The following is an 18,303-nucleotide window of genomic DNA, read 5'->3' as shown; positions in this document are numbered from 1 at the left end:
TTATTTATTCTCCTGTTCGGTAACTTTCTGTGCGATTCCGTTTTTGCTCATTTTAACGGTAACACCGTCAGCAATTTCAACGAGGAATGTGTTGTTGTCGAGAACTTTTGTCACCTTGCAATAGATACCGCCGCCGGTGATTATCTCGTCACCAGCTTTAATGGCGTTGAGCATGTTAATATGCTCTTTCTGTTTTTTCTGCTGGGGTCTGATAAGCAGAAAATAGAAGATACCGAAGATGACAACCATCATCAGCATGGGGGCAAAAGGGCTTCCCTGTGCGGGTGCTGCTGCATCTGCTGCGTAAGCGATACTATTGAACATTTATAGTCCTCCTGTGCTCATTTTTTCGAGCGTTTCATTCATGAATTTATCGTAAATCCCTAACTTTATAGCATTTCTGGCACGTTTTACAAGTGAAAGATAGAAATGTAGGTTGTGAATACTGTTAAGACGAAGTCCAAGATATTCTCCCGCCTTGTGAAGATGGCGCAGATATCCCCTGCTGAAATTACGGCAAGTGTAGCAGCTGCACTCGGCATCCACAGGCTCGTCGGAAAGCTCCCACTGCTTGTTCTTTATGTGCAGTTTGCCTGCGGAGGTGAAGAGCATTGCGTTTCTTGCGTTTCTGGTGGGCATTACGCAGTCGAACATATCGACCCCGTACTTTATGCCGTGCAGAAGATCCTGCGGCGTGCCCACACCCATGAGATATCTGGGTTTGTCCTTGGGCATATATTCCGTGGTGAAGGAGGTGGTCTCATACATGAGGGGAATCTCCTCGCCAACTGAAAGCCCGCCTATGGCGAACCCTTCAAAGTCTATTGATGTTATCTGCTCGGCGCTTATCCGGCGCAGGTCAAGGTCGGTTCCGCCCTGAATGATGCCGAAAAGTGCCTGATGTCCGTTTGTTTTTGCCGCACGGCTTCTGACAGCCCAGCGGTAGGTGCGCTCTATGGATTTTCTTACGTATTCTTTCTCTGCGGGCAGAGAAACGCACTCGTCGAACGCCATCATAATATCCGCACCGATATTCTGCTGGATCTCTATTGAACGCTCAGGGTTAAGAAACAGCTTGCTTCCGTCAAGGTGACTGCGGAAATGAACCCCCTCATCGGTTATCTTGTTCATTTCGGCAAGGCTGAACACCTGAAATCCGCCGCTGTCGGTGAGCGTGGGTTTATGCCACGAATTGAACTTCGCCAGTCCGCCGAATTTAGCGACCACTTCGTCTCCGGGGCGCAGGTGCAGGTGATAGGTGTTGCCGAGGATTATCTGGGCGCCCATGTCGTCCAGTTCCTGCGGGCTGATTGTCTTTACCGAACCCACCGTGCCGACGGGCATGAAGATGGGTGTTTCGATTATCCCGTGGGGGGTAGTTATTGTGCCTGTTCTGGCTCTGTTATCCGTCTCTTCAAGTCTGAATGAAAACATCTGTGTCCTTTATATATTTTGTCATTCTGAGGCTTAGGCCTCAGGATGACAGCAACATTCTATTCTAATATGACGAACAGCAAACGTCACTGCGAGGAATGACATGACGAAGCAGTCTTCCAAATCTATTCTATTCAACAAAAAGGTCATTCTGAACGCAGTGAAGAATCTCTGAGGTGAGATCCTTCGGCGTAAGCCTCAGGATGACAACAAATAATCTATTCAATAAACATCGCATCGCCGTAGGAGAAGAAGCGGTATCCGTTCTCAACGGCGTGTGCGTAAGCCTGCATGGTAAGGTCGTAGCCGGCAAACATGGTCACCAGCACCAGAAGTGTGGATTTCGGCAGGTGAAAGTTGGTTATCAGCCTGTCGATCACCCTGAAACTGTAGCCTGGCTTTATAAAAAGGTCGGTCTCGCCGTATCCGGCTCTGACCTGTCCGCCCGCTGATGCCGATTCCAAAGCTCTTACTGCGGTGGTTCCCACGGCAACCAGCTTTTTGCCTCCGGCTTTCAGTCTGTTTATCTCTGCGGCGGTGTCCGCCGATATGAAATACTTCTCGGTGTGCATGTCGTGGTCTTCCAGATAGTCCGCCTTGACGGGTCTGAAAGTCCCTATGCCTATGTTCAGCGACAGCTCAAGAATCTGAACCCCTTTGGCTTTCAGCCTGTCCAGAATCTCCTGAGTGAAGTGCAGTCCCGCTGTGGGAGCCGCAACCGATGCCTCGTCGGCCGAGTATACAGTCTGATATCTGGATGCGTCGTCCTGAGTGTCCTCCCTGCGGATATAGGGTGGCAGGGGGATGTGACCGTGGCGGTTCATAACATCCGACGGCTCTTCGCTGAAACGGATGAGACGTGTTCCGTCCTCCCGCATCTGTTCAATGACAGCCGAAGCGTCAGGAAAATTCAGTATTGTTCCGGTTTTTACATTGCCTTTTGTCAGGCAGAGACAGAAATTGTCCTCAAGTTTCTCCAGAACAAGAATCTCAACCATGCCGCCCGTGGGCTTCCGGCCATAAAGACGAGCCTTCATAACTCTGGTGGAGTTGACCACCAGAAAGCAGGAATCATCTATCAGACCAACAATATCCGTGAACGTGCCGTCTTTTATGCCGCCATCCGACCGGGTAATGCGCAGAAGTCTGGATGTTCCTCTGTCCGCCGCCGGAGACTGAGCTATCAGCTCTTCTGGCAGATGAAAGTCGTATGCGGAGACCGGAGTCTTAGATGTTGTCTGCAAGATACTTTTTTACCTTTGCGGTGTCGCAGTCCATCAGGATGCACTTTTTCTCCAGATTCTCCAGCTTCGATATTCCGGCAGGTACTACAGGTGAAACTCCTGCCGCCTTCTTTGCCACCTCAGGGAACTTTGCCGGATGTGCTGTGGACAGGCAGACGTAGTTCGCATCATGAAACTCAAGCGCTGCCGCAACGCCGCACGCAGTGTGGGGGTCGAGGATATATTTGAATGTGTTGTAGAAATACTGAATTACGGTTTCAGTGAGCATGTTGGACGTGCTGAACGTTCCGAACAGTTTCTGGGTGTCCTCTATCTCTTTGTCTGTGAAAGTTATTTTACCTGTGGATTTCAGCTCGGCCATCTTTTCGACAACTTTGGAGCTGTTCTCATTATAAAGGTAATATAAAAACCTTTCGAAGTTGGATGCTATCTGGATGTCCATGCTGGGGCTGTGTGTTATCACAACCTCTTTTATGCTGTAGTCGCCGCTGTTTATGAAGCGTGACAGGATGTTGTTCTCGTTGGTGGCGAGGATGAGCTTGTCTATTTTAAGTCCCATTCTGGTTGCGAAATAGCCTGCGAAGATGTTGCCGAAGTTTCCTGTGGGCACAACGAAGCGGACTTTTTCCGCACCTTTCTCCACCGCACGGAAGTATCCGTAAAAGTAGTAGACCACCTGCGCCAGAACCCTTGCCCAGTTGATGGAGTTCACTGCGCCGAGCTTGTTCTGCTTTTTGAACTCAACGTCGGCGAAAATCTCTTTAACTATGTCCTGACAGTCGTCGAAAGTGCCGTTCACTGCGATGTTGAAAACGTTGTCGTCGGTGACGGAGGTCATCTGCATCTTCTGCACACGGCTGACCCTGCCTTCGGGATGGAGGATGAAAATATTTATATTGTCTTTTCCACGTACGCCGTAGATAGCCGCAGATCCTGTGTCGCCGCTGGTTGCGCCGATGATGTTCAGCTTTTCGTTGCGCTCTTTCAGAATGTACTCGAAAAGATTGCCGAGAAGCTGAAGTGCAACGTCTTTAAAGGCGAAAGTGGGGCCGTGGAACAGCTCCTGAATGAAGACTTCGCCCTTTTTGACAACGGGAGCCACCTCCGGAGTTTCAAACGAGGCATAGCTTTTGTTTATCAGCTCTTTAAGGTCATTTTCAGGGATGTCGTCAGCAAATTTGCTGAGCACGGCATAGGCAAGTTCGGGGTACGTCATTTTTGCCATCGCCGCCAGTTCGTCTTTTGTCAGGGCAGGGATGGATTCGGGGAGCAGAAGCCCTCCGTCCTCCGCCAGACCCATCATCACGGCATCCTTGAAACCGACCGGTGCAGTTTTTCCTCTTGTGCTGATATATTTCATCCGTAGCCTCTTTCTGAAAAAACAGGGGGCAGTGTACCCGCCCGAAGAAGGAATGAAAATCCACCCCGACCCTCCTTTGTTAAAGGAGGGAGTTTTAAGCCTCCCTTAAATAAAGGGAGGTTTGGAGGGATTTACATTAAATTTCCTGCAAGGCGGGCAATCAGCCCCCGTTTATATTCGTTTTGGATTCAGTTATTAAACAAGTTCAAGCTGAGAGAAGAAGTAAGCTATCTCCTGTGCAGCTGTTTCGGGAGCGTCTGAGCCGTGAGTTGCGTTGTTGTCGATGCTTTCGCCGAACTCTTTTCTCAGTGTGCCTTCAGCGGCGTCTTTGGGGTTTGTAGATCCCATAAGGTCACGCCATGCTTTGATAGCGCCGTCTTTCTCAAGAACCATAACGATGCAGGGGGCGCTGCACATAAAGTTTGTCAGGTCGTTGAAGAAGGGACGTGCGGCATGAACAGCGTAGAAGCCTTCAGCCTCAGCCTTTGTCATGTGCATTTTCTTGAGACCTACTATTTTGAAGCCCTCTTTTTCAATTCTGCTGATGATTGCTCCGGCAAAGCCTTTTGCAGTTGCATCGGGTTTGATGATTGCGAATGTTCTTTCCATCATTGATCCTCTTGTTCGTTTGTTTTAATTGTGCATGTATGCTCTATCACAAGTTAAGGATATATGCAATTTTTTTTGGGCGACCTGCAAAAAAGCGATCTTATTTCAGATAGCTGCGCACAGTCTCTTCCAGCCTGTGTCTTTCGACCCCCAGAATTCTGAATGCGCTGTCGTCGGAGCAGACGTTCCCCTCTTTCAGCATTATGAACTGATCTTTTGTGATGGGGAACCATTCGGCCTTTCCGAACATGCCTATGGCCGTTTTTATGAAAATTTCAGGAACAGGGAGCAGGATATGGTGCTTGCCCAGCGCTCTGCTTATCACCTGAAGAAGCTGTTTATATGTGAAAACTTCCGGCCCGCAAAGTCCGAAAGTTTTGCCGACGGTTTCTGAATTGTCGATGGCTTTTACGAAGCAGTCCGCAACATCCCGCACATACACAGGCTGCATTGGGTATGAACCATCGCCGAAGTAGCTGAAGACCGGAGTTTTTTTCATGTAATCCGCCAGCATGTTTATGAATGCGTCCCTCTGTCCGAATATGAGTGACGGACGGAAGATGGTATAGTCCAGATTTTTTGTCATAACGGCGGATTCGCCCCTGCATTTTGTGATGTGATACATGCTGACGGCATTCTCACGGGTTCCGTTCGCCGACATATGGATGAACCTTTTTACTCCGCATTCCGCAGCGGCAGAGGCAACGTTCTCCGATGCCCTGGTGTGCATATTCTCAAATGTTATCCATTTTGAAGGCTGCTCACGGATTATACCCACGAGGTGGATGACGGCGTCCATTCCGTGCATGGCTTTTTTCAGTGTGTCAGGTTTCAGCACGTCGCCGTAAAGCTCTACAGCCGGATGTTTCAGTTTGCCTTCGCTGCCTCTGCGGACCAGCGCATAAGGAACGTATCCGTGTCTGTTCAGCGATTCTATGACCGCATTTCCGACAAATCCGGTTGCACCCGTTATAAGAACCTTTTTCATATCACATGCTCCTTTTTAAAGCTGAAAAATCCGGTCCTGCTGACAATAATATGATCCGCCATAACAATATCAAGGGCTCCCAGAGCCTTTATGAGCTTGTCAGTAAGTATTATATCATCCTCGGACGGGTTCAGGTTGCCCGAGGGATGGTTATGTGCAACTACAACGAAACTGGCCTTCTTTTTCAGGGCTTCTTCGGCTATCTCTCTGGGATAGACCGAAAGCCTGTCTATTGTGCCTTTGAAAAAGTTTTTATAACCAAGCAGTTTTTTGTTAACGTCCATGAACAGTGCGAAGAACTGCTCCTTCTGCTCATAGCCTATTCGGAAACGGAGGAAAGACGCCGCTTTTTCCGGCTTGTCGATGGTGATGGCCTCCTGTTCCATATCCTCGTAGCCTATTCTGGCATAGAGTTCCTTCAGAACGGAGAAAAAGAGTTTCGCCTCATCACCCAGCCCGTCAACGTCTGCCATACCGTATCCGGCAACGCCGCTTATGCCTCCGGCCTTTTCAATGAGCGCCTTGGCCTGCGGCTTAACATCCCTTCCCCTGATGACGTATCCCAGAAGGAGTTCGACAATTTCATAATCATAGAGGGATTCAGGCTCTTTTGCAAACCTGTCTTTAAGCCTCTTTCTGTGTCCGGTATAGTGCTCTTTCATAATGTAAATATATCATAATCAGGTTAAATGTGTAAATGAAGGAAAACCTTTCTTGCATTTTGCCGTCAATTTAATATTATCATTTGGGAGGTGAGGACAATGTTTGGACTTGGATTTGGTGAAATTATATTGATTCTTGCCATCGCTTTAGTGGTGGTCGGTCCTAAAAAATTGCCCGAGATAGCCAAGGGACTGGGCAAGGGTTACGGAGAATTCCGTAAGTATATGAATGAGTTTAAAGACGCTGTAAACGTCGGTATCGACGAGGTGGACAAGCCCAAACCCACCGCAGCTCAGAAAGTTTATGAAGAGCACTACAAGGATACAGTTAAAGACGAACCCTCAGAGGTTAAAGCGCAGTCCGTTACGGTTGATGCCGAACCAGTGAAAACACAGGAGAAGAAGCAGGATGCCTAACGAGAAAGAAACAGGTGTTGAAGCCAAACTGCCGCTTATGACCCATCTGGAGGAGCTGAGAAAAAGGCTCATCCGGGTCGCCATTATTCTGCTGTTGATCTTCTGCGTGGTCTATAACCAGAGTCAGTTTTTTATGGATTTTGTCACGGCTCCGCTTATCAAGGCTCTGCCGGAGCATGCAACACTCTCAATGATTAAGCTTACCGAGGGATTCTTCGTTGAGCTTAAACTCTGTGCGATGGTTGCTCTGTTCTTCGGTATGCCGTTCGTTTTTTATGAACTCTGGAAATTCATTGCTCCCGGGCTTTATGCTCAGGAGAAAAAATATGTGGTGTCATTCGTGGTTTTTGCTTCTCTGCTCTTTGTGGGCGGTGCGGCATTCGCATATTACGGTGCTTTCCCCTTCGGTTTCAAATTCTTCCTGACCTATGCGCAGGGCGGCAACATAACTGCCACTCTTTCGCTTCAGGAATATCTTGATTTCTTTGTTAAGATGGTGCTGGCGTTCGGACTGGTTTTCGAAATGCCCGTGTTCACCTTTTTCCTTGCAAAGATGGGATTTGTCACTTCGCATATGATGAATAAATACAGAAAGTACTCTTATCTGGGAATATTTATTATCGCCGCCATTCTGACTCCGCCTGATGTTTTCTCGCAGATGATGATGGCCTGCCCCATGATAATACTGTACGAAGTAAGCGTCAGGGTTGCAAAACTCTTCGGACGCAAAAGGGTTATAAAAGAAGAAGATGTCTACGCCTGATATAAAAGATAAATTCGGCAGGGAGATAAGATATCTGCGGATATCCATCACCGACAGGTGCAACTTCCGCTGCAAATACTGCATGCCGATACACGATTTTAATGTTATTCCCCATCCCGACATCCTGTCTTATGAAGAGATGATGCTTGCGGTGGAGGCTTTTGTTGCTCTGGGTGTCCGCAAGGTGCGGGTGACCGGAGGCGAACCGCTGGTGAGGCGGGGAGTCGATATTTTTCTGGAAAAGGTGGGCAAACTCCCCGGCATCGAAGAGGTTACCCTCACCACAAACGGCTCTCTGCTGAAGAAGCATGCCGACAGCATCAAAGCCGCCGGGATAAAACGTATAAACGTCAGTCTGGATTCGCTGAAAGAGGAGCGTTACTCCTCCATCACAGGCGGATTCGGCATGGCGCAGATCCTGGCCGGCATCAAATATGCGAAAAGCATAGGGCTTGGTGTTAAGACCAACACGGTGGCCATCCGCAACTTTAACCATGATGAGATTCTGGACTTCTGCGAGTTCGCAGTTGAAAACGACATAAACGTCCGCTTCATCGAGTTCATGCCCGTGGGTAACTTTGAGGAGTGGAAGGACACAGGAACCATCACCGGAAAAGAGATTCTGGATATTATCGGAACCAAATATACATACGAGCAGATACAAAAAGAGAAACTTTCAGGTCCTGCTGTTAACTACAGACTGTCAAACGGCGCAAAGATAGGCATCATAACGCCCATCTCGAACCACTTTTGCTCCGACTGCGACAAACTGCGCATCACAGCGGACGGAAAACTCCGCCCCTGCCTGCTTTCTGATGCCGAGATAGACCTTCTTCCCGTCATCCGCAGCGGAAACAAAGAGGCTGTGATTCAGGAGATTATCAAAGGTCTGAACCTGAAAGAGAAGGAGCACCATCTGCTTTCGGAGAAGCGTGATGAGGGATTTAAACGGACAATGTCAAAGATCGGAGGATAATTTCCGCATCCCCTGCGGAAACTCTCATATAGATGTCTTCCTCGGCAAACCTGCCGCCGTCGTTAAACCTGAGAAACGGATGTTTCCCATGACGGATGCCCAGATCGAGGAAGTTCTCGTATCCGAAGGGGTGATGAGCCCCTGCCTTTACGATGTCATCGACGAAGCACAGAAGATTCTGGTGATCCTTCCGGATGCCACCCGCAAGTCCGGTGCGGAGAAATTCCTGCCCAATATCACTGCGTACGCAAAACAGAAGGGCAAAACCCTTAATTTCATAATCGCTGTGGGAACCCACAGACAGCCCACTGAGGCTGAACTCAGAAAGATAATGACCTCTGAGATATACGAAGAGTATTCAGGCAATATCCTTCGCCACGACAGCGAAAATTATGCCGACATGGACTTTTACGGCATAACCAAGCGCAAGACCACCGTGCTTCTGAACAAGGCATACAGGGAGCACGACACAATAATAACCATCGGTTCCGTCAGCTATCACTATTTCGCAGGCTACGGCGGCGGAAGAAAGCTCATTTTTCCGGGGATAGGCGGTCACAAGGCAATAACGGCCAACCATAAGCTGGCCATTGATCCGGTAAAAAAGCAGAGACACGAATATGCCGTCACAGGCAATCTGAAAAACAATCCCGTCCACGATGATCTGGTGGAATCTGTTATGATAGCCAGAGCCGGACATAACTTTTATGCGGTGAACACCATCCTGACAGAGGAGGGGGAAATTGCGGACATGGTCTGCGGCGACCTTTTCCTTTCACATCTGGAGGCGTGCAGCAGACTGGATTCCTACTGCCTTTATGAACCTGAGAAAAAATTTGATCTGCTTCTGGTGAGCGCAGGCGGCTACCCGAAAGATATCAATATGATACAGTCACAAAAATATCTGGACAGGGTTCTTCCGCTGGTTTCGGAGGGCGGACGGATTGTCTTTTTCGCCCAGTGTCCGGACGGATACGGCAACAAGTTTTTTGAGGACTTTTTCGATGTTAAGCTCAGCTCGGATATGCTGAACGGGCTGATACACGACTATAAGATAAACCGCCAGACGGCTTTCAACCTGAAATCGAATCTGGAACGCTACGAAGTGTTTCTGTATTCGGATTTTTCTGAATATGACTGCGAGAGGATGGGCTTTAAAAAGCTCGCCGACCTCTCCGCAATCCGCAGACTTGCCGACAGCTCGGACAACATCGGCTTTGTTCCCTATCCCGCCGACCTGTTCGTTAAATAATGGGATTTCGTCACTCTGAGCGTCAGCATTTGGCTGTATGAGTCCATTTTGGTTTATTGACGATCAAGCGAAGAGTCTCATTAATGATTAGAGATTCTTCATTTCATTCAGAATGACAATCTGAATAGCCCGATATTCTCTCCGACGGCATATGGAAAATCCTCGTTGCGGAAGCCTTCTATCTCTGTGAGCAGTATGGTTCCGCTGCCGCAGGCTATCTCCACACCGTCATCTGAAACGGACAGAACACTGCCCGCATCGCCGTAATCCCCCTGCCATTTCTCGGGTTTTGCTCGCCAGACAGTATATTTTTCGCCTTTGCAGAGGAAATATGCCCCGAAATAGGGTTTGCTGTATGCCCTGATATGGTTATAGAGACTGAATGCGTCCCTGTTGAAGTCTATTAGTGCATCCCTAGTGCGCTTTCTTTGCAGATAGACCGCCGCCGCTTCGTCCTGAGGTCTTTTATCGAAAGCGTCCAGAGGTTTTCCGGTAAGTTCCTTTATGAAATCCGCGCAGGCTATGGCGTACTTTGCCAGATAGTCTTCCGGATAGTCTTCGAAGTCGATGCGTAACGGCGTTTGATAAATGATGTCGCCGCCGTCCACCCGCTCGCTGCGTATATAAAAGGTAGCTCCGCCTATGGCCGCACCACGCTCAAACTGCTCTGTAACGGCGCTGTAGCCTCTGTAGAGCGGCAGAAGTGAAGGGTGGGCATAGACAACTGGAAAGTCTGCCGTCTCGAAAAAATCCTTTGTGAAATCAACGCAGACAGGCAGTCCCGTCTCGCCGAGAACGTCCCTGCATTCATCATAATTGTTTGTGCTGAGGTAGGTTATTATAAAATCCCTTTCAAATCTGCTGAAATCGCAGGCAAGCCCTGTACGCTGGAACCCTTTGGCATAGGTCACCACACGGGGGAATATCCCCGCCGCCCGCAGGTCTTCAAGAAGCATCATTCCGGTCACGTTCGCCGTGAAAAGAGTTATGTCCGTCACTTTCTGCGTCTCACAATGAGCGTCAGTCCGGTTATAATAACAACAACAGCTATGACGTATATGTATATATATGACGGCTCTTTGTCGCTGTATATGCGGATATTCTCTCCGGTTTTAAGCATTCCCACGCCCTGAAGGGTATTGTCGTGGAAGATTGAGACTATCTCTCTGTTTTTTTTGCCGCCGGAGGTTACTTCGGCGTGGAGCTTCTGTTCGGCGGGAATGTTCGGTCCGAGGAACTGGACGTAGTAGGCCACTCTGGCGGGCTGGAGAACATCCTCCATTCTGGGTTTGAAATCGAACCCGTACACAGGGGCATCCATTTTATATGTTGTGTAGAAACATCCGTTGTCGTCTTCCAGAAATCCTTTTTCCGGATCGGGTGTCCAGCCGCAAATCGTCTCTTTAACTTCAAAGGATGAGCGTTCGTGTATTATGTTGATATCCACCTCGGCCGAAGCGAAAACCTGAACCGACCACAGAATAATGAACATAAATATTATATTTTTCATGATATTAAACCCCGGAAATTATAGAACATTGCAACCGTTTTAAATATACCAAAAAAAACAGCACTATTCCACCAGAGCATAAGTTCATGTTTAAGTTGGTCTCCGAAACCCTGTAAATAGCGTGTTTTACGCATTTTATGCTGATTTTTCGCCACCTCTTAAGGGGCATCGGAAAACTAACAAAATTCTAGACACGGAATTATAATTGTGTTATACGAAATTGTATACAGTATACCATTGCGTATTGGTGCATATCCGTGCATCAGGATAAAATTCCGTGGAGTGTGTAATGGCACAAGTTTGCTACGGGTACTATAAGGATACCAAAATAGACAACAGAGGCAAAGAGAAGGCGGAGTGGACAGAATCGCCTTTTAAGACGCCTGATGAGTACAGAGACAAACCCCTTAAAGTATTTATTGACTGGGACGGCTTTCTGGTGTTTGACGAAAATGCCGACATTCTGGCGGCTCTTGCCAACTACATGCTTGAGATAAGCGGTTTCGGCTGCTGCGGACGCTGTTTCCCCGGCAGAGTAGGTACACGCCTTCTGGCCGAACAGCTTATGAAAATGCGGGCAGGCGCCTGCGAAAGCTCCGATATTGAAAAAGCGGTGGAGATGTCGGACTCCATATTCAATTCTGCCAAATGTACAGTGGCACCCACATCCACCATCCCTGTCAGGCTTTTCCTGACACACTTCAAGGATCAGATATCAAAACAGGCCAGCAAGGACGGAATGGAGTTTTTCCGCAAGGTGACAGCACCCTGCACGGCCGGATGTCCTGCCAACGTTCAGATCCCCGAGTTCATTGAGCAGATAAAAGACCACAGATATGAGGATGCGCTGGCTATCATCAGAGAGACCATGCCGCTTCCCGGCGTCTGCGGACGTGTCTGCCCCCACCCCTGCGAGGCAAACTGCCGCCGTGGACTTGTTGACGACACACCTGTCAGCATCATGGTGCTCAAGCGTGCCCCCTGGGATTTTGAATATTACAACAACAAAGCTCCGAAACTCCCCGCAAAAGCCCCCGCAAAGGGCAAAAAAGTGGGAATCGTGGGTGCGGGTCCCGCAGGTCTCACTGCGGCTTTCTATCTTGCGCTCATGGGCTATTCGGTGAAGATATACGAATGGATGCAGGAACCGGGCGGAATGGTGGCTCTGGGTATTCCGGACTACAGACAGCCCCGACACCTGCTGCGCCGTGAGGTGGAGGTTATCCAGTCACTCGGCGTTGAGATTGAATACGGTAAAAAACTCGGCGGTGATAAGGACGACATCACCCTCGATTATCTTAAAAAGAATTATGATGCGGTGCTTATCACCATCGGTGCATGGAAGTCCAGAGACATGGGCATCGAAGGCGAGAAGGACGGATACGAAGGCGTTTTCCCCAGCGGTATCGGTTTCCTGCGTGAGCAGGCAGAGGGCAAGGACACAGGAGTCAAGGGCAAGAAAGTAATCGTCGTGGGCGGCGGTAACACTGCCATCGACTGCGTCCGTGTTGCCATGCGTGAAGGCTCCACAGACGTTAACCTTGTCTACAGACGTTCCCGTGCGGAAATGCCCGCCGAGCAGTGGGAGATCGACGATGCTATTGAAGAGGGAGTAAATTTCCACTTCCTCTGGAACCCCACGAAAATCATCGCCGAAAACGGCAAGGTTGTGGGCGTTGAGGTTGTCGAGATGGTTCTGGGCGAACCGGACGAATCCGGCAGACGCAAACCCGAACCCAAAGCAGGTTCTGAAAAGATAATCCCCTGCGACGTTATCATTCCCGCCATCGGTCAGTTCACAGACCTGACCTTCCTGACGGAAAAAGACGGCATCGCCGTTACAAAATGGAACACATTCAAGGTCAGAGACGACCTTTACGATACCACAGACCCGAAAGTATTCTCCGCAGGCGACTGCGAATGGGGTCCCATGACGGTTGTTAAGGCCATCGGCGCAGCCCGCTGGTCGGCGATCATGATAGACCGCTTCCTTGAGTCCGGACAGCCCTATCTCACAGAGCAGGAGACCCTTGAAGTTTCCCTTTATAAGAACAAGGTGTTCGACAAGGCCGAAAAGGTCTGCTCAATGGAGACACCCACCATCCACAGGGTTCATCAGGAGAAGATGTCGGGCGAGGACAGACGCAACAACTATGAAGAGGTGGAGAAACCCTTCACACTTCAGCAGGCTTATGACGAAGCCACCAGATGCTTACGCTGCGTGCGTATGGCTATGGTCGGTCTCGGAACGAAGTAAGGCGGAGCGGACAAATGGCTGAAATAATCATCAACAATAAACCCTATTCTTTCAGCGAGGGAGAGTCCATTCTCGATGTCGCAAACAGAAACGGGATAAAGATCCCCACCCTCTGCTGGCTTAAGGACATAACGCCCACAGGCGCATGCAGACTCTGCCTTGTTGAGGTTGAGGGACTGGACAGACTTCAGGCCGCCTGCGTTACCTACGCAATGGACGGAATGAAGATAGACACCGAAAACGAAAGGGTCTGGAAGAACAGAAAGCAGATGCTGGACTTCATCCTCATCAAGCACCCGCTGGACTGCCCCGTTTGCGACAAAGCGGGCGAGTGCGAGCTTCAGAACACAGCATATGACTTCGGAATGATGGACGAGATAGTCTCTTCCGACAAACCCAAGGACCCGATAGTTAAGTGGAATAAGATAGTTTATAACCAGAACCTCTGCGTTCTCTGCGAAAAGTGCATCAAAACCTGCCACGAAATGACAGGCTGTTCCGCACTTAAAATGGAGGACAGAGGATTCTTTAACCACGTTACACCCTCCAGAGGCGACACTCTGAAATGTGACTTCTGCGGATCATGCATCGACAGATGCCCCGTAGGCGCACTTCTGGATTCCCAGTTCCACCACTCTGCCAGAGTGTGGGATCTGGAAAACACAGTGACCTCCTCAGTGTTCTCACCCTGCGGCGAACAGGTGGAATACGGCACACTGGAAGGCAGAATAATGCGTGCGATCAACGTGGGCAGCGGCCAGATATCATCCAACGACAGATTCGCCTACAAATACCTTGACCACGAATCAAGAGCGCTTAACCCCCTTGTGAACGGAAAGGAGACTAACTGGGACGAGGTCACAGCTCTTCTGAAAGGCAAAATAGCAGGCCTTAAAGGTTCTGAGGTTGCGCTTATCGCCTCCTCATCACTCACAAACGAGGCCTACGCCGCATACAAAAAACTCATGACATCCGTGGGTTCAACAAATTTTGTGGCTGAAACAGACCTTTACTACGGCGATTTCTACAGAAAATATGCCGCCAAATTCGGCACTATGGAGAACATAGGCACGCTGGACGACGTGGCATCAAGCGATATGGTATTCGTTATCGGTGCGGACTTCCGCAGAGACTGCGTTGGCGTGAAGCACAAGGTAATGAACGCCGTGGTTAAAAACGGTGCGAAGCTCTACACTGTGGGCGTCAGAAAGTACGAATACGACACGTTTGTGGCAAAATCTTTCATGGCGGAATACGGCGACTTCGCAACCGCTCTGGAGAAGGTTAAACAGGATGCACCCGCACCCAAGCCCTCTTCAAACCCCAAAGTTATTGAGGTTGAGAACGATCCCAACGTGTATATCCCCGCTCACCTTGCAAAGGCTGAAAAGGTTACAGTTGTGATCGGCAGCGAATATATGATGTCCGGCACACCCGCAGAGGCTGTGCTGGCGTTCTGCGACTTCATCGGTCAGGACAAGCTGAAATCCGTGATAGTTCTTAACGATCAGGTGAACTACATGGGTGCGATAGTAGGCGGCTTCATGGGCGGCTACACCACAAAACAGCTTAAAGGCGACCTTGACTCAGGAAAGATAAAACTGCTCATAAACGCAGGTTTCAACGGTGTTAAAAACTGCCCTGCCGCACAGGAGCTTGAGGCTTCGTTCAGCAAGGCCGGCACTTACATCGCAGTTGACCTGTTCAAAAAGGATGCTCCCGTTGTTCTGGGTGTCAAAGACAGCCTTGAGACAGTGGGCACGTTCACAACTCTGGACGGAAGACTCGTCGGCGTTAACCGCATAGTTGCGGCGAAAGGCTCACAGAAGACCCACGTTCAGACAGCGGCCTGGCTGGGCGACATAATCGGGGCTGAGGTATGCTCTTGTGCATACGACACTTTCAGATGTGACGTGGCTCCCATCTTTGGCGCACAGGACATGGAAATGGGCGAGGTTGACGGCCATATAGCCAAAGTTAAGACAAACAAGTGGGACAAGACGGAATACACCTATGCGAAACCCGCAGAGAAGGAATGTGTTATCCCCGTTAACCCCAGATATCATACTGACATCAGAACCGCAAAATCCTATCTCCCCGCAACCGAGAACCACAGGGAATACCACTTCCCGGTGGCGGCTGAAAAGCTGACCTCGGCTGAATGTTCGGATATCGCAAAAGGCGTTCTGTACGTCACAAAAGAATTCTGATAAGAGCCCTGCTTCGGCAGGGCTTCTTTTTGTTTATACATCCGGCGAGCTCAACTTTTAAGTGCCTGTCATTCTGAGCGAAGCGAAGAATCTCATCCCTTCACTGCGTTCAGAGTGACAATATAACTTTGCTTCACTCCGAAAGGTTTCATCATTGTAGGGTTTTTTCCCGTCATTCTGAACCCGCAGGGTGAAGAATCCCTCCGAATAACTTTGATTTTTATTGCCTCATCAATGTCTAATCATTATAATCACAATCATGGAGCATCAATGAACAATAAAATTCTGAGCGTCTCAGCAGTTCTGCTTGCTGTTTTGATAGTTCTTCTGATAGTCGATTCAACGCTGGAACGCCCTCTGGTTACAAATAAAATAATCAAAGCAATATATCCCGACTGGAACCCCGAAAAAAAGAAGGGTGAGGCCGATGCCGAATCTGAGCCTGTACAGGATACAGGGGACATTCTGCCTCCGACACCTGATGTCATGAACTCCGAACCTATGCCGCTGGGGCTGGCCGAGAGCCGGACGCAGGTTATGGATGCGGTTCTGAAAGCTGACGAATCGAAGCTCAGAAAGCTCATAACCAGCGGAGAGGATCTGAACAGGCAGGACAGCCTGGGTTTCACAGCTCTTAACCTCGCCGTTTACATGGGCAGGGATTCGGCGGTGAAGACCCTTCTGGTGGGCGGAGCGAACCCGAATATAGCCGACAGCGACGGAATGACCCCCACAGCACATGCCGCAAGACAGCAGAGGATCAAACTTGCCGAGATACTGCTGGAAAGGGGTGCTAACCCTAACAAACCCAATAACGAAGGCCAGACACCGCTTATCATAGCGGCTAAGTACGGCCACGACGATCTGGCCGACCTGCTGATGCGCAATAAGGCCAATGTGAACGCAAAAGACAGACTGGGGCGCACGGCTCTCATGGAAGCCTCCGCCAACGGTTATTCAAAGATAGTTCTCTCTCTGCTCAGTCTTGGTGCGGACAAAACCGCCAGAGACAATTCCGGCCAGACGGCACAGGACTATGCATTTCGTTTCGGCCACGAAGAGGTGGCAGCGATACTTGCGGGCGACAATATGAATCAGGGTGTGGTGGGCGAGCCGATGCCGGAGGGTGTCGACCCTGCCGGAAATCCCATAGTCCCTCTTCCCCCGGCCAACGCTCCTCTGCCTCCGGACGGCACACAGCCGATGCCTCAGCAGGCAGGCAGACCACAGACACAGCCAATGCAGGCTCAGCCGATGCCTATGAACGGCGAACCTGTGCGGAGCAACCTGAGATGATGCTTCCGCCGGAGTTCTTTCACCGCAACGCAATGCTGGTGGCCATTGAGCTTCTGGGGAAATTTCTGGTCAGAGACGGGCTGAAACTGAGGATAATCGAGACCGAATGCTATTTTCTCACCGACAAGGGCAGTCATGCCTCACTGGGATACACCGAAAAACGCAAAGCACTTTTCATGGACGGCGGCACGATATACATGTACTACGCCAGAGGGAAGCCCTCGCTTAACTTCTCCGCAGAGGGAGAGGGGAACGCAGTGCTGATAAAGTCCGCTTCCGCCGACTGTGCCGACGAAAAGGCTCTTCAGCGGATGCTGAAGCTGAACCCCATGCCTGACGGTCGTTTCAGAAAACCCGAAAGGCTGGCATCAGGACAGACGCTGGTCTGCCGCAGTCTGGGGATGGATGTTCCTGACTATGACGCAAAGCAGATGGCTGATACTGATCTTCGTGTGATCGACGAGGGCTACAGGCCTGAAAAGATAATTCAGACTGTGCGGCTGGGCATACCCGATGGACGGGATGCGCACCTGCCTTTCAGGTTCATAGATCATGCGTTCAGAGACAGATGCACCGCAAAGCCCCCTAAGGGCGCATATGAGGTATGCGGATACAATGAGACTGTTTCGAAGAATCAGAAATTTCTTTAAACCCACAATGGAATATGCGGGTGAGCTTTACGCCTCCGGACATTTCCTGAAGGCGGCAAAGATACTCCGCAAACATGCAGGCAATCCCAATGCATGCTTTACCCTCGCCACAATGTATGAGAACGGACAGGGTGTCCGCAGGAACGTAAAGGCGGCTCTGCACCTGTATTTTCTCAGTGCCAGACTCGGCTCGCCCCATGCAATGCTGACTCTGGGAAACTACATGCGTCAGGGAGTATATATGGAGAAGCGGCCGGAGGGTGCGCTGGCCATGTTTGAAGCGGCGGCGGCAACGGGAATGCCCGAGGCGCAGTATAAGGCCGGACTGTATCATCTCCACGGTCATGTGGGCAAAAAGAACCCCGAAAAGGCGTTCGAATATTTTGAGAAGGCGGCGGAACAGGGCTATCCTCCTGCACAGAACAGGCTGGGTCTGCTTTTTGCCGGGGGCAGAGGAACCATACAGAGCGATGAGGATGCTGTCTACTGGTACACAAAGGCCGCAGAGCAGGGACACGGTGAGGCAATGTATAATCTGGGATGCATGCTGAGCGGTGGCAGGGGAACCAAAAGGGACAACAAGGCCGCCCTTAAATGGTTTCGTGAAGCGGCGAAGAAATACGGCTAGGTTGTGTAATTTTACAAAAATATCTAAAATCGGTTGAAAAACCTTTA

General features: G+C 49.9%; 18 protein-coding genes. 9 read left to right on the top strand and 9 right to left on the bottom strand.

Going from position 1 to position 18,303, the window contains the following annotated elements:
- The 7 genes from yajC to C8D98_RS11935 form a co-directional block, all read right to left on the bottom strand.
- Positions 1 to 324 carry a preprotein translocase subunit YajC gene (gene yajC / locus C8D98_RS11965; protein WP_132874394.1) on the bottom strand — a complete coding sequence of 108 codons (324 nt, stop codon included), beginning with the start codon at positions 322 to 324 and terminating at the stop codon, positions 1 to 3.
- Positions 325 to 1,434 (bottom strand): tRNA guanosine(34) transglycosylase Tgt, encoded by a 1,110-nt coding sequence (gene tgt, locus C8D98_RS11960; protein ID WP_132874393.1) that lies wholly within the window; start codon positions 1,432 to 1,434, stop codon positions 325 to 327.
- 218 nt (positions 1,435 to 1,652) lie between these two features.
- Positions 1,653 to 2,678 carry a tRNA preQ1(34) S-adenosylmethionine ribosyltransferase-isomerase QueA gene (gene queA, locus C8D98_RS11955; RefSeq protein WP_132874392.1) on the bottom strand — a complete coding sequence of 342 codons (1,026 nt, stop codon included), beginning with the start codon at positions 2,676 to 2,678 and terminating at the stop codon, positions 1,653 to 1,655.
- Complete coding sequence (thrC, locus tag C8D98_RS11950; protein ID WP_132874391.1) at positions 2,662 to 4,038, bottom strand: threonine synthase; 1,377 nt, start codon at positions 4,036 to 4,038, stop codon at positions 2,662 to 2,664. Before thrC ends, queA begins: the two co-directional genes overlap by 17 nt.
- A gap of 195 nt (positions 4,039 to 4,233) precedes the next feature.
- Positions 4,234 to 4,647 carry a nucleoside-diphosphate kinase gene (gene ndk, locus C8D98_RS11945; protein WP_132874498.1) on the bottom strand — a complete coding sequence of 138 codons (414 nt, stop codon included), beginning with the start codon at positions 4,645 to 4,647 and terminating at the stop codon, positions 4,234 to 4,236.
- A gap of 100 nt (positions 4,648 to 4,747) precedes the next feature.
- Complete coding sequence (locus C8D98_RS11940; protein WP_132874390.1) at positions 4,748 to 5,635, bottom strand: complex I NDUFA9 subunit family protein; 888 nt, start codon at positions 5,633 to 5,635, stop codon at positions 4,748 to 4,750.
- Positions 5,632 to 6,297, bottom strand: a complete 666-nt coding sequence (locus tag C8D98_RS11935; RefSeq protein WP_132874389.1) for a JAB domain-containing protein — start codon at positions 6,295 to 6,297, stop codon at positions 5,632 to 5,634. Before C8D98_RS11935 ends, C8D98_RS11940 begins: the two co-directional genes overlap by 4 nt.
- Positions 6,298 to 6,396: 99 nt before the next feature.
- Here C8D98_RS11935 and C8D98_RS14015 point away from each other — a divergent pair, with 99 nt between their 5' ends.
- Genes C8D98_RS14015 through C8D98_RS11915 form a run of 4 tightly spaced genes read left to right on the top strand, consistent with a single transcriptional unit; the run spans position 6,397 to position 9,705 of the window.
- Positions 6,397 to 6,714, top strand: a complete 318-nt coding sequence (locus C8D98_RS14015) for a Sec-independent protein translocase subunit TatA/TatB (RefSeq protein ID WP_132874388.1) — start codon at positions 6,397 to 6,399, stop codon at positions 6,712 to 6,714.
- Positions 6,707 to 7,477: a twin-arginine translocase subunit TatC gene (gene tatC / locus C8D98_RS11925; RefSeq protein ID WP_132874387.1), complete on the top strand. Its 771-nt coding sequence runs from the start codon at positions 6,707 to 6,709 to the stop codon at positions 7,475 to 7,477. The genes C8D98_RS14015 and tatC overlap by 8 nt, the downstream gene beginning before the upstream one ends.
- On the top strand, positions 7,464 to 8,453 hold the full coding sequence (gene moaA / locus C8D98_RS11920) for a GTP 3',8-cyclase MoaA (protein ID WP_132874386.1): 990 nt from the start codon (positions 7,464 to 7,466) through the stop codon (positions 8,451 to 8,453). Before tatC ends, moaA begins: the two co-directional genes overlap by 14 nt.
- On the top strand, positions 8,413 to 9,705 hold the full coding sequence (locus C8D98_RS11915) for a nickel-dependent lactate racemase family protein (RefSeq protein ID WP_132874385.1): 1,293 nt from the start codon (positions 8,413 to 8,415) through the stop codon (positions 9,703 to 9,705). The genes moaA and C8D98_RS11915 overlap by 41 nt, the downstream gene beginning before the upstream one ends.
- A 107-nt stretch (positions 9,706 to 9,812) precedes the next feature.
- Here the strand turns inward: C8D98_RS11915 and C8D98_RS11910 are convergent, their stop codons facing one another.
- Both C8D98_RS11910 and C8D98_RS11905 read right to left on the bottom strand, forming a co-directional pair.
- Entirely contained in the window at positions 9,813 to 10,703 is an 891-nt protein-coding gene (locus C8D98_RS11910; RefSeq protein ID WP_243640969.1) for a methionyl-tRNA formyltransferase, read from the bottom strand.
- On the bottom strand, positions 10,700 to 11,215 hold the full coding sequence (locus tag C8D98_RS11905) for a hypothetical protein (protein ID WP_132874384.1): 516 nt from the start codon (positions 11,213 to 11,215) through the stop codon (positions 10,700 to 10,702). The genes C8D98_RS11910 and C8D98_RS11905 overlap by 4 nt, the downstream gene beginning before the upstream one ends.
- 289 nt (positions 11,216 to 11,504) lie before the next feature.
- Here C8D98_RS11905 and C8D98_RS11900 point away from each other — a divergent pair, with 289 nt between their 5' ends.
- From C8D98_RS11900 to C8D98_RS11880, 5 genes are all read left to right on the top strand, one after another.
- Entirely contained in the window at positions 11,505 to 13,472 is a 1,968-nt protein-coding gene (locus C8D98_RS11900; protein ID WP_132874383.1) for an FAD-dependent oxidoreductase, read from the top strand.
- A gap of 14 nt (positions 13,473 to 13,486) precedes the next feature.
- A complete protein-coding gene (locus C8D98_RS11895; protein ID WP_165871317.1) occupies positions 13,487 to 15,682 on the top strand; it encodes a 2Fe-2S iron-sulfur cluster-binding protein in 2,196 nt (731 codons plus the stop codon).
- Positions 15,683 to 15,952: 270 nt separating this feature from the next.
- Positions 15,953 to 16,978 carry an ankyrin repeat domain-containing protein gene (locus tag C8D98_RS11890; protein ID WP_165871316.1) on the top strand — a complete coding sequence of 342 codons (1,026 nt, stop codon included), beginning with the start codon at positions 15,953 to 15,955 and terminating at the stop codon, positions 16,976 to 16,978.
- Positions 16,978 to 17,628, top strand: a complete 651-nt coding sequence (locus C8D98_RS11885; protein WP_430717332.1) for a DNA-3-methyladenine glycosylase — start codon at positions 16,978 to 16,980, stop codon at positions 17,626 to 17,628. Before C8D98_RS11890 ends, C8D98_RS11885 begins: the two co-directional genes overlap by 1 nt.
- Entirely contained in the window at positions 17,594 to 18,256 is a 663-nt protein-coding gene (locus C8D98_RS11880) for a tetratricopeptide repeat protein (protein WP_165871315.1), read from the top strand. Before C8D98_RS11885 ends, C8D98_RS11880 begins: the two co-directional genes overlap by 35 nt.
- Positions 18,257 to 18,303: the final 47 nt, after the last annotated feature.

The organism is Seleniivibrio woodruffii (genome assembly GCF_004339245.1).
GTDB lineage: Bacteria > Chrysiogenota > Deferribacteres > Deferribacterales > Geovibrionaceae > Seleniivibrio > Seleniivibrio woodruffii.
The sequence above is the reverse complement of the archived record's forward strand: the minus strand, read 5'-3'. Positions and strand labels throughout refer to the sequence as shown.

Coding starts and splice junctions, on each gene's coding strand:
- yajC (WP_132874394.1), bottom strand. CDS start 324: ATGTTCAATAGTATCGCTTACGCAGCAGATGCAGCAGCACCCGCACAG.
- tgt (WP_132874393.1), bottom strand. CDS start 1,434: ATGTTTTCATTCAGACTTGAAGAGACGGATAACAGAGCCAGAACAGGC.
- thrC (WP_132874391.1), bottom strand. CDS start 4,038: ATGAAATATATCAGCACAAGAGGAAAAACTGCACCGGTCGGTTTCAAG.
- ndk (WP_132874498.1), bottom strand. CDS start 4,647: ATGGAAAGAACATTCGCAATCATCAAACCCGATGCAACTGCAAAAGGC.
- C8D98_RS11940 (WP_132874390.1), bottom strand. CDS start 5,635: ATGAAAAAGGTTCTTATAACGGGTGCAACCGGATTTGTCGGAAATGCG.
- C8D98_RS11935 (WP_132874389.1), bottom strand. CDS start 6,297: ATGAAAGAGCACTATACCGGACACAGAAAGAGGCTTAAAGACAGGTTT.
- C8D98_RS14015 (WP_132874388.1), top strand. CDS start 6,397: ATGTTTGGACTTGGATTTGGTGAAATTATATTGATTCTTGCCATCGCT.
- tatC (WP_132874387.1), top strand. CDS start 6,707: ATGCCTAACGAGAAAGAAACAGGTGTTGAAGCCAAACTGCCGCTTATG.
- moaA (WP_132874386.1), top strand. CDS start 7,464: ATGTCTACGCCTGATATAAAAGATAAATTCGGCAGGGAGATAAGATAT.
- C8D98_RS11915 (WP_132874385.1), top strand. CDS start 8,413: ATGAGGGATTTAAACGGACAATGTCAAAGATCGGAGGATAATTTCCGC.
- C8D98_RS11905 (WP_132874384.1), bottom strand. CDS start 11,215: ATGAAAAATATAATATTTATGTTCATTATTCTGTGGTCGGTTCAGGTT.
- C8D98_RS11900 (WP_132874383.1), top strand. CDS start 11,505: ATGGCACAAGTTTGCTACGGGTACTATAAGGATACCAAAATAGACAAC.
- C8D98_RS11895 (WP_165871317.1), top strand. CDS start 13,487: ATGGCTGAAATAATCATCAACAATAAACCCTATTCTTTCAGCGAGGGA.
- C8D98_RS11890 (WP_165871316.1), top strand. CDS start 15,953: ATGAACAATAAAATTCTGAGCGTCTCAGCAGTTCTGCTTGCTGTTTTG.
- C8D98_RS11885 (WP_430717332.1), top strand. CDS start 16,978: ATGCTTCCGCCGGAGTTCTTTCACCGCAACGCAATGCTGGTGGCCATT.
- C8D98_RS11880 (WP_165871315.1), top strand. CDS start 17,594: ATGAGACTGTTTCGAAGAATCAGAAATTTCTTTAAACCCACAATGGAA.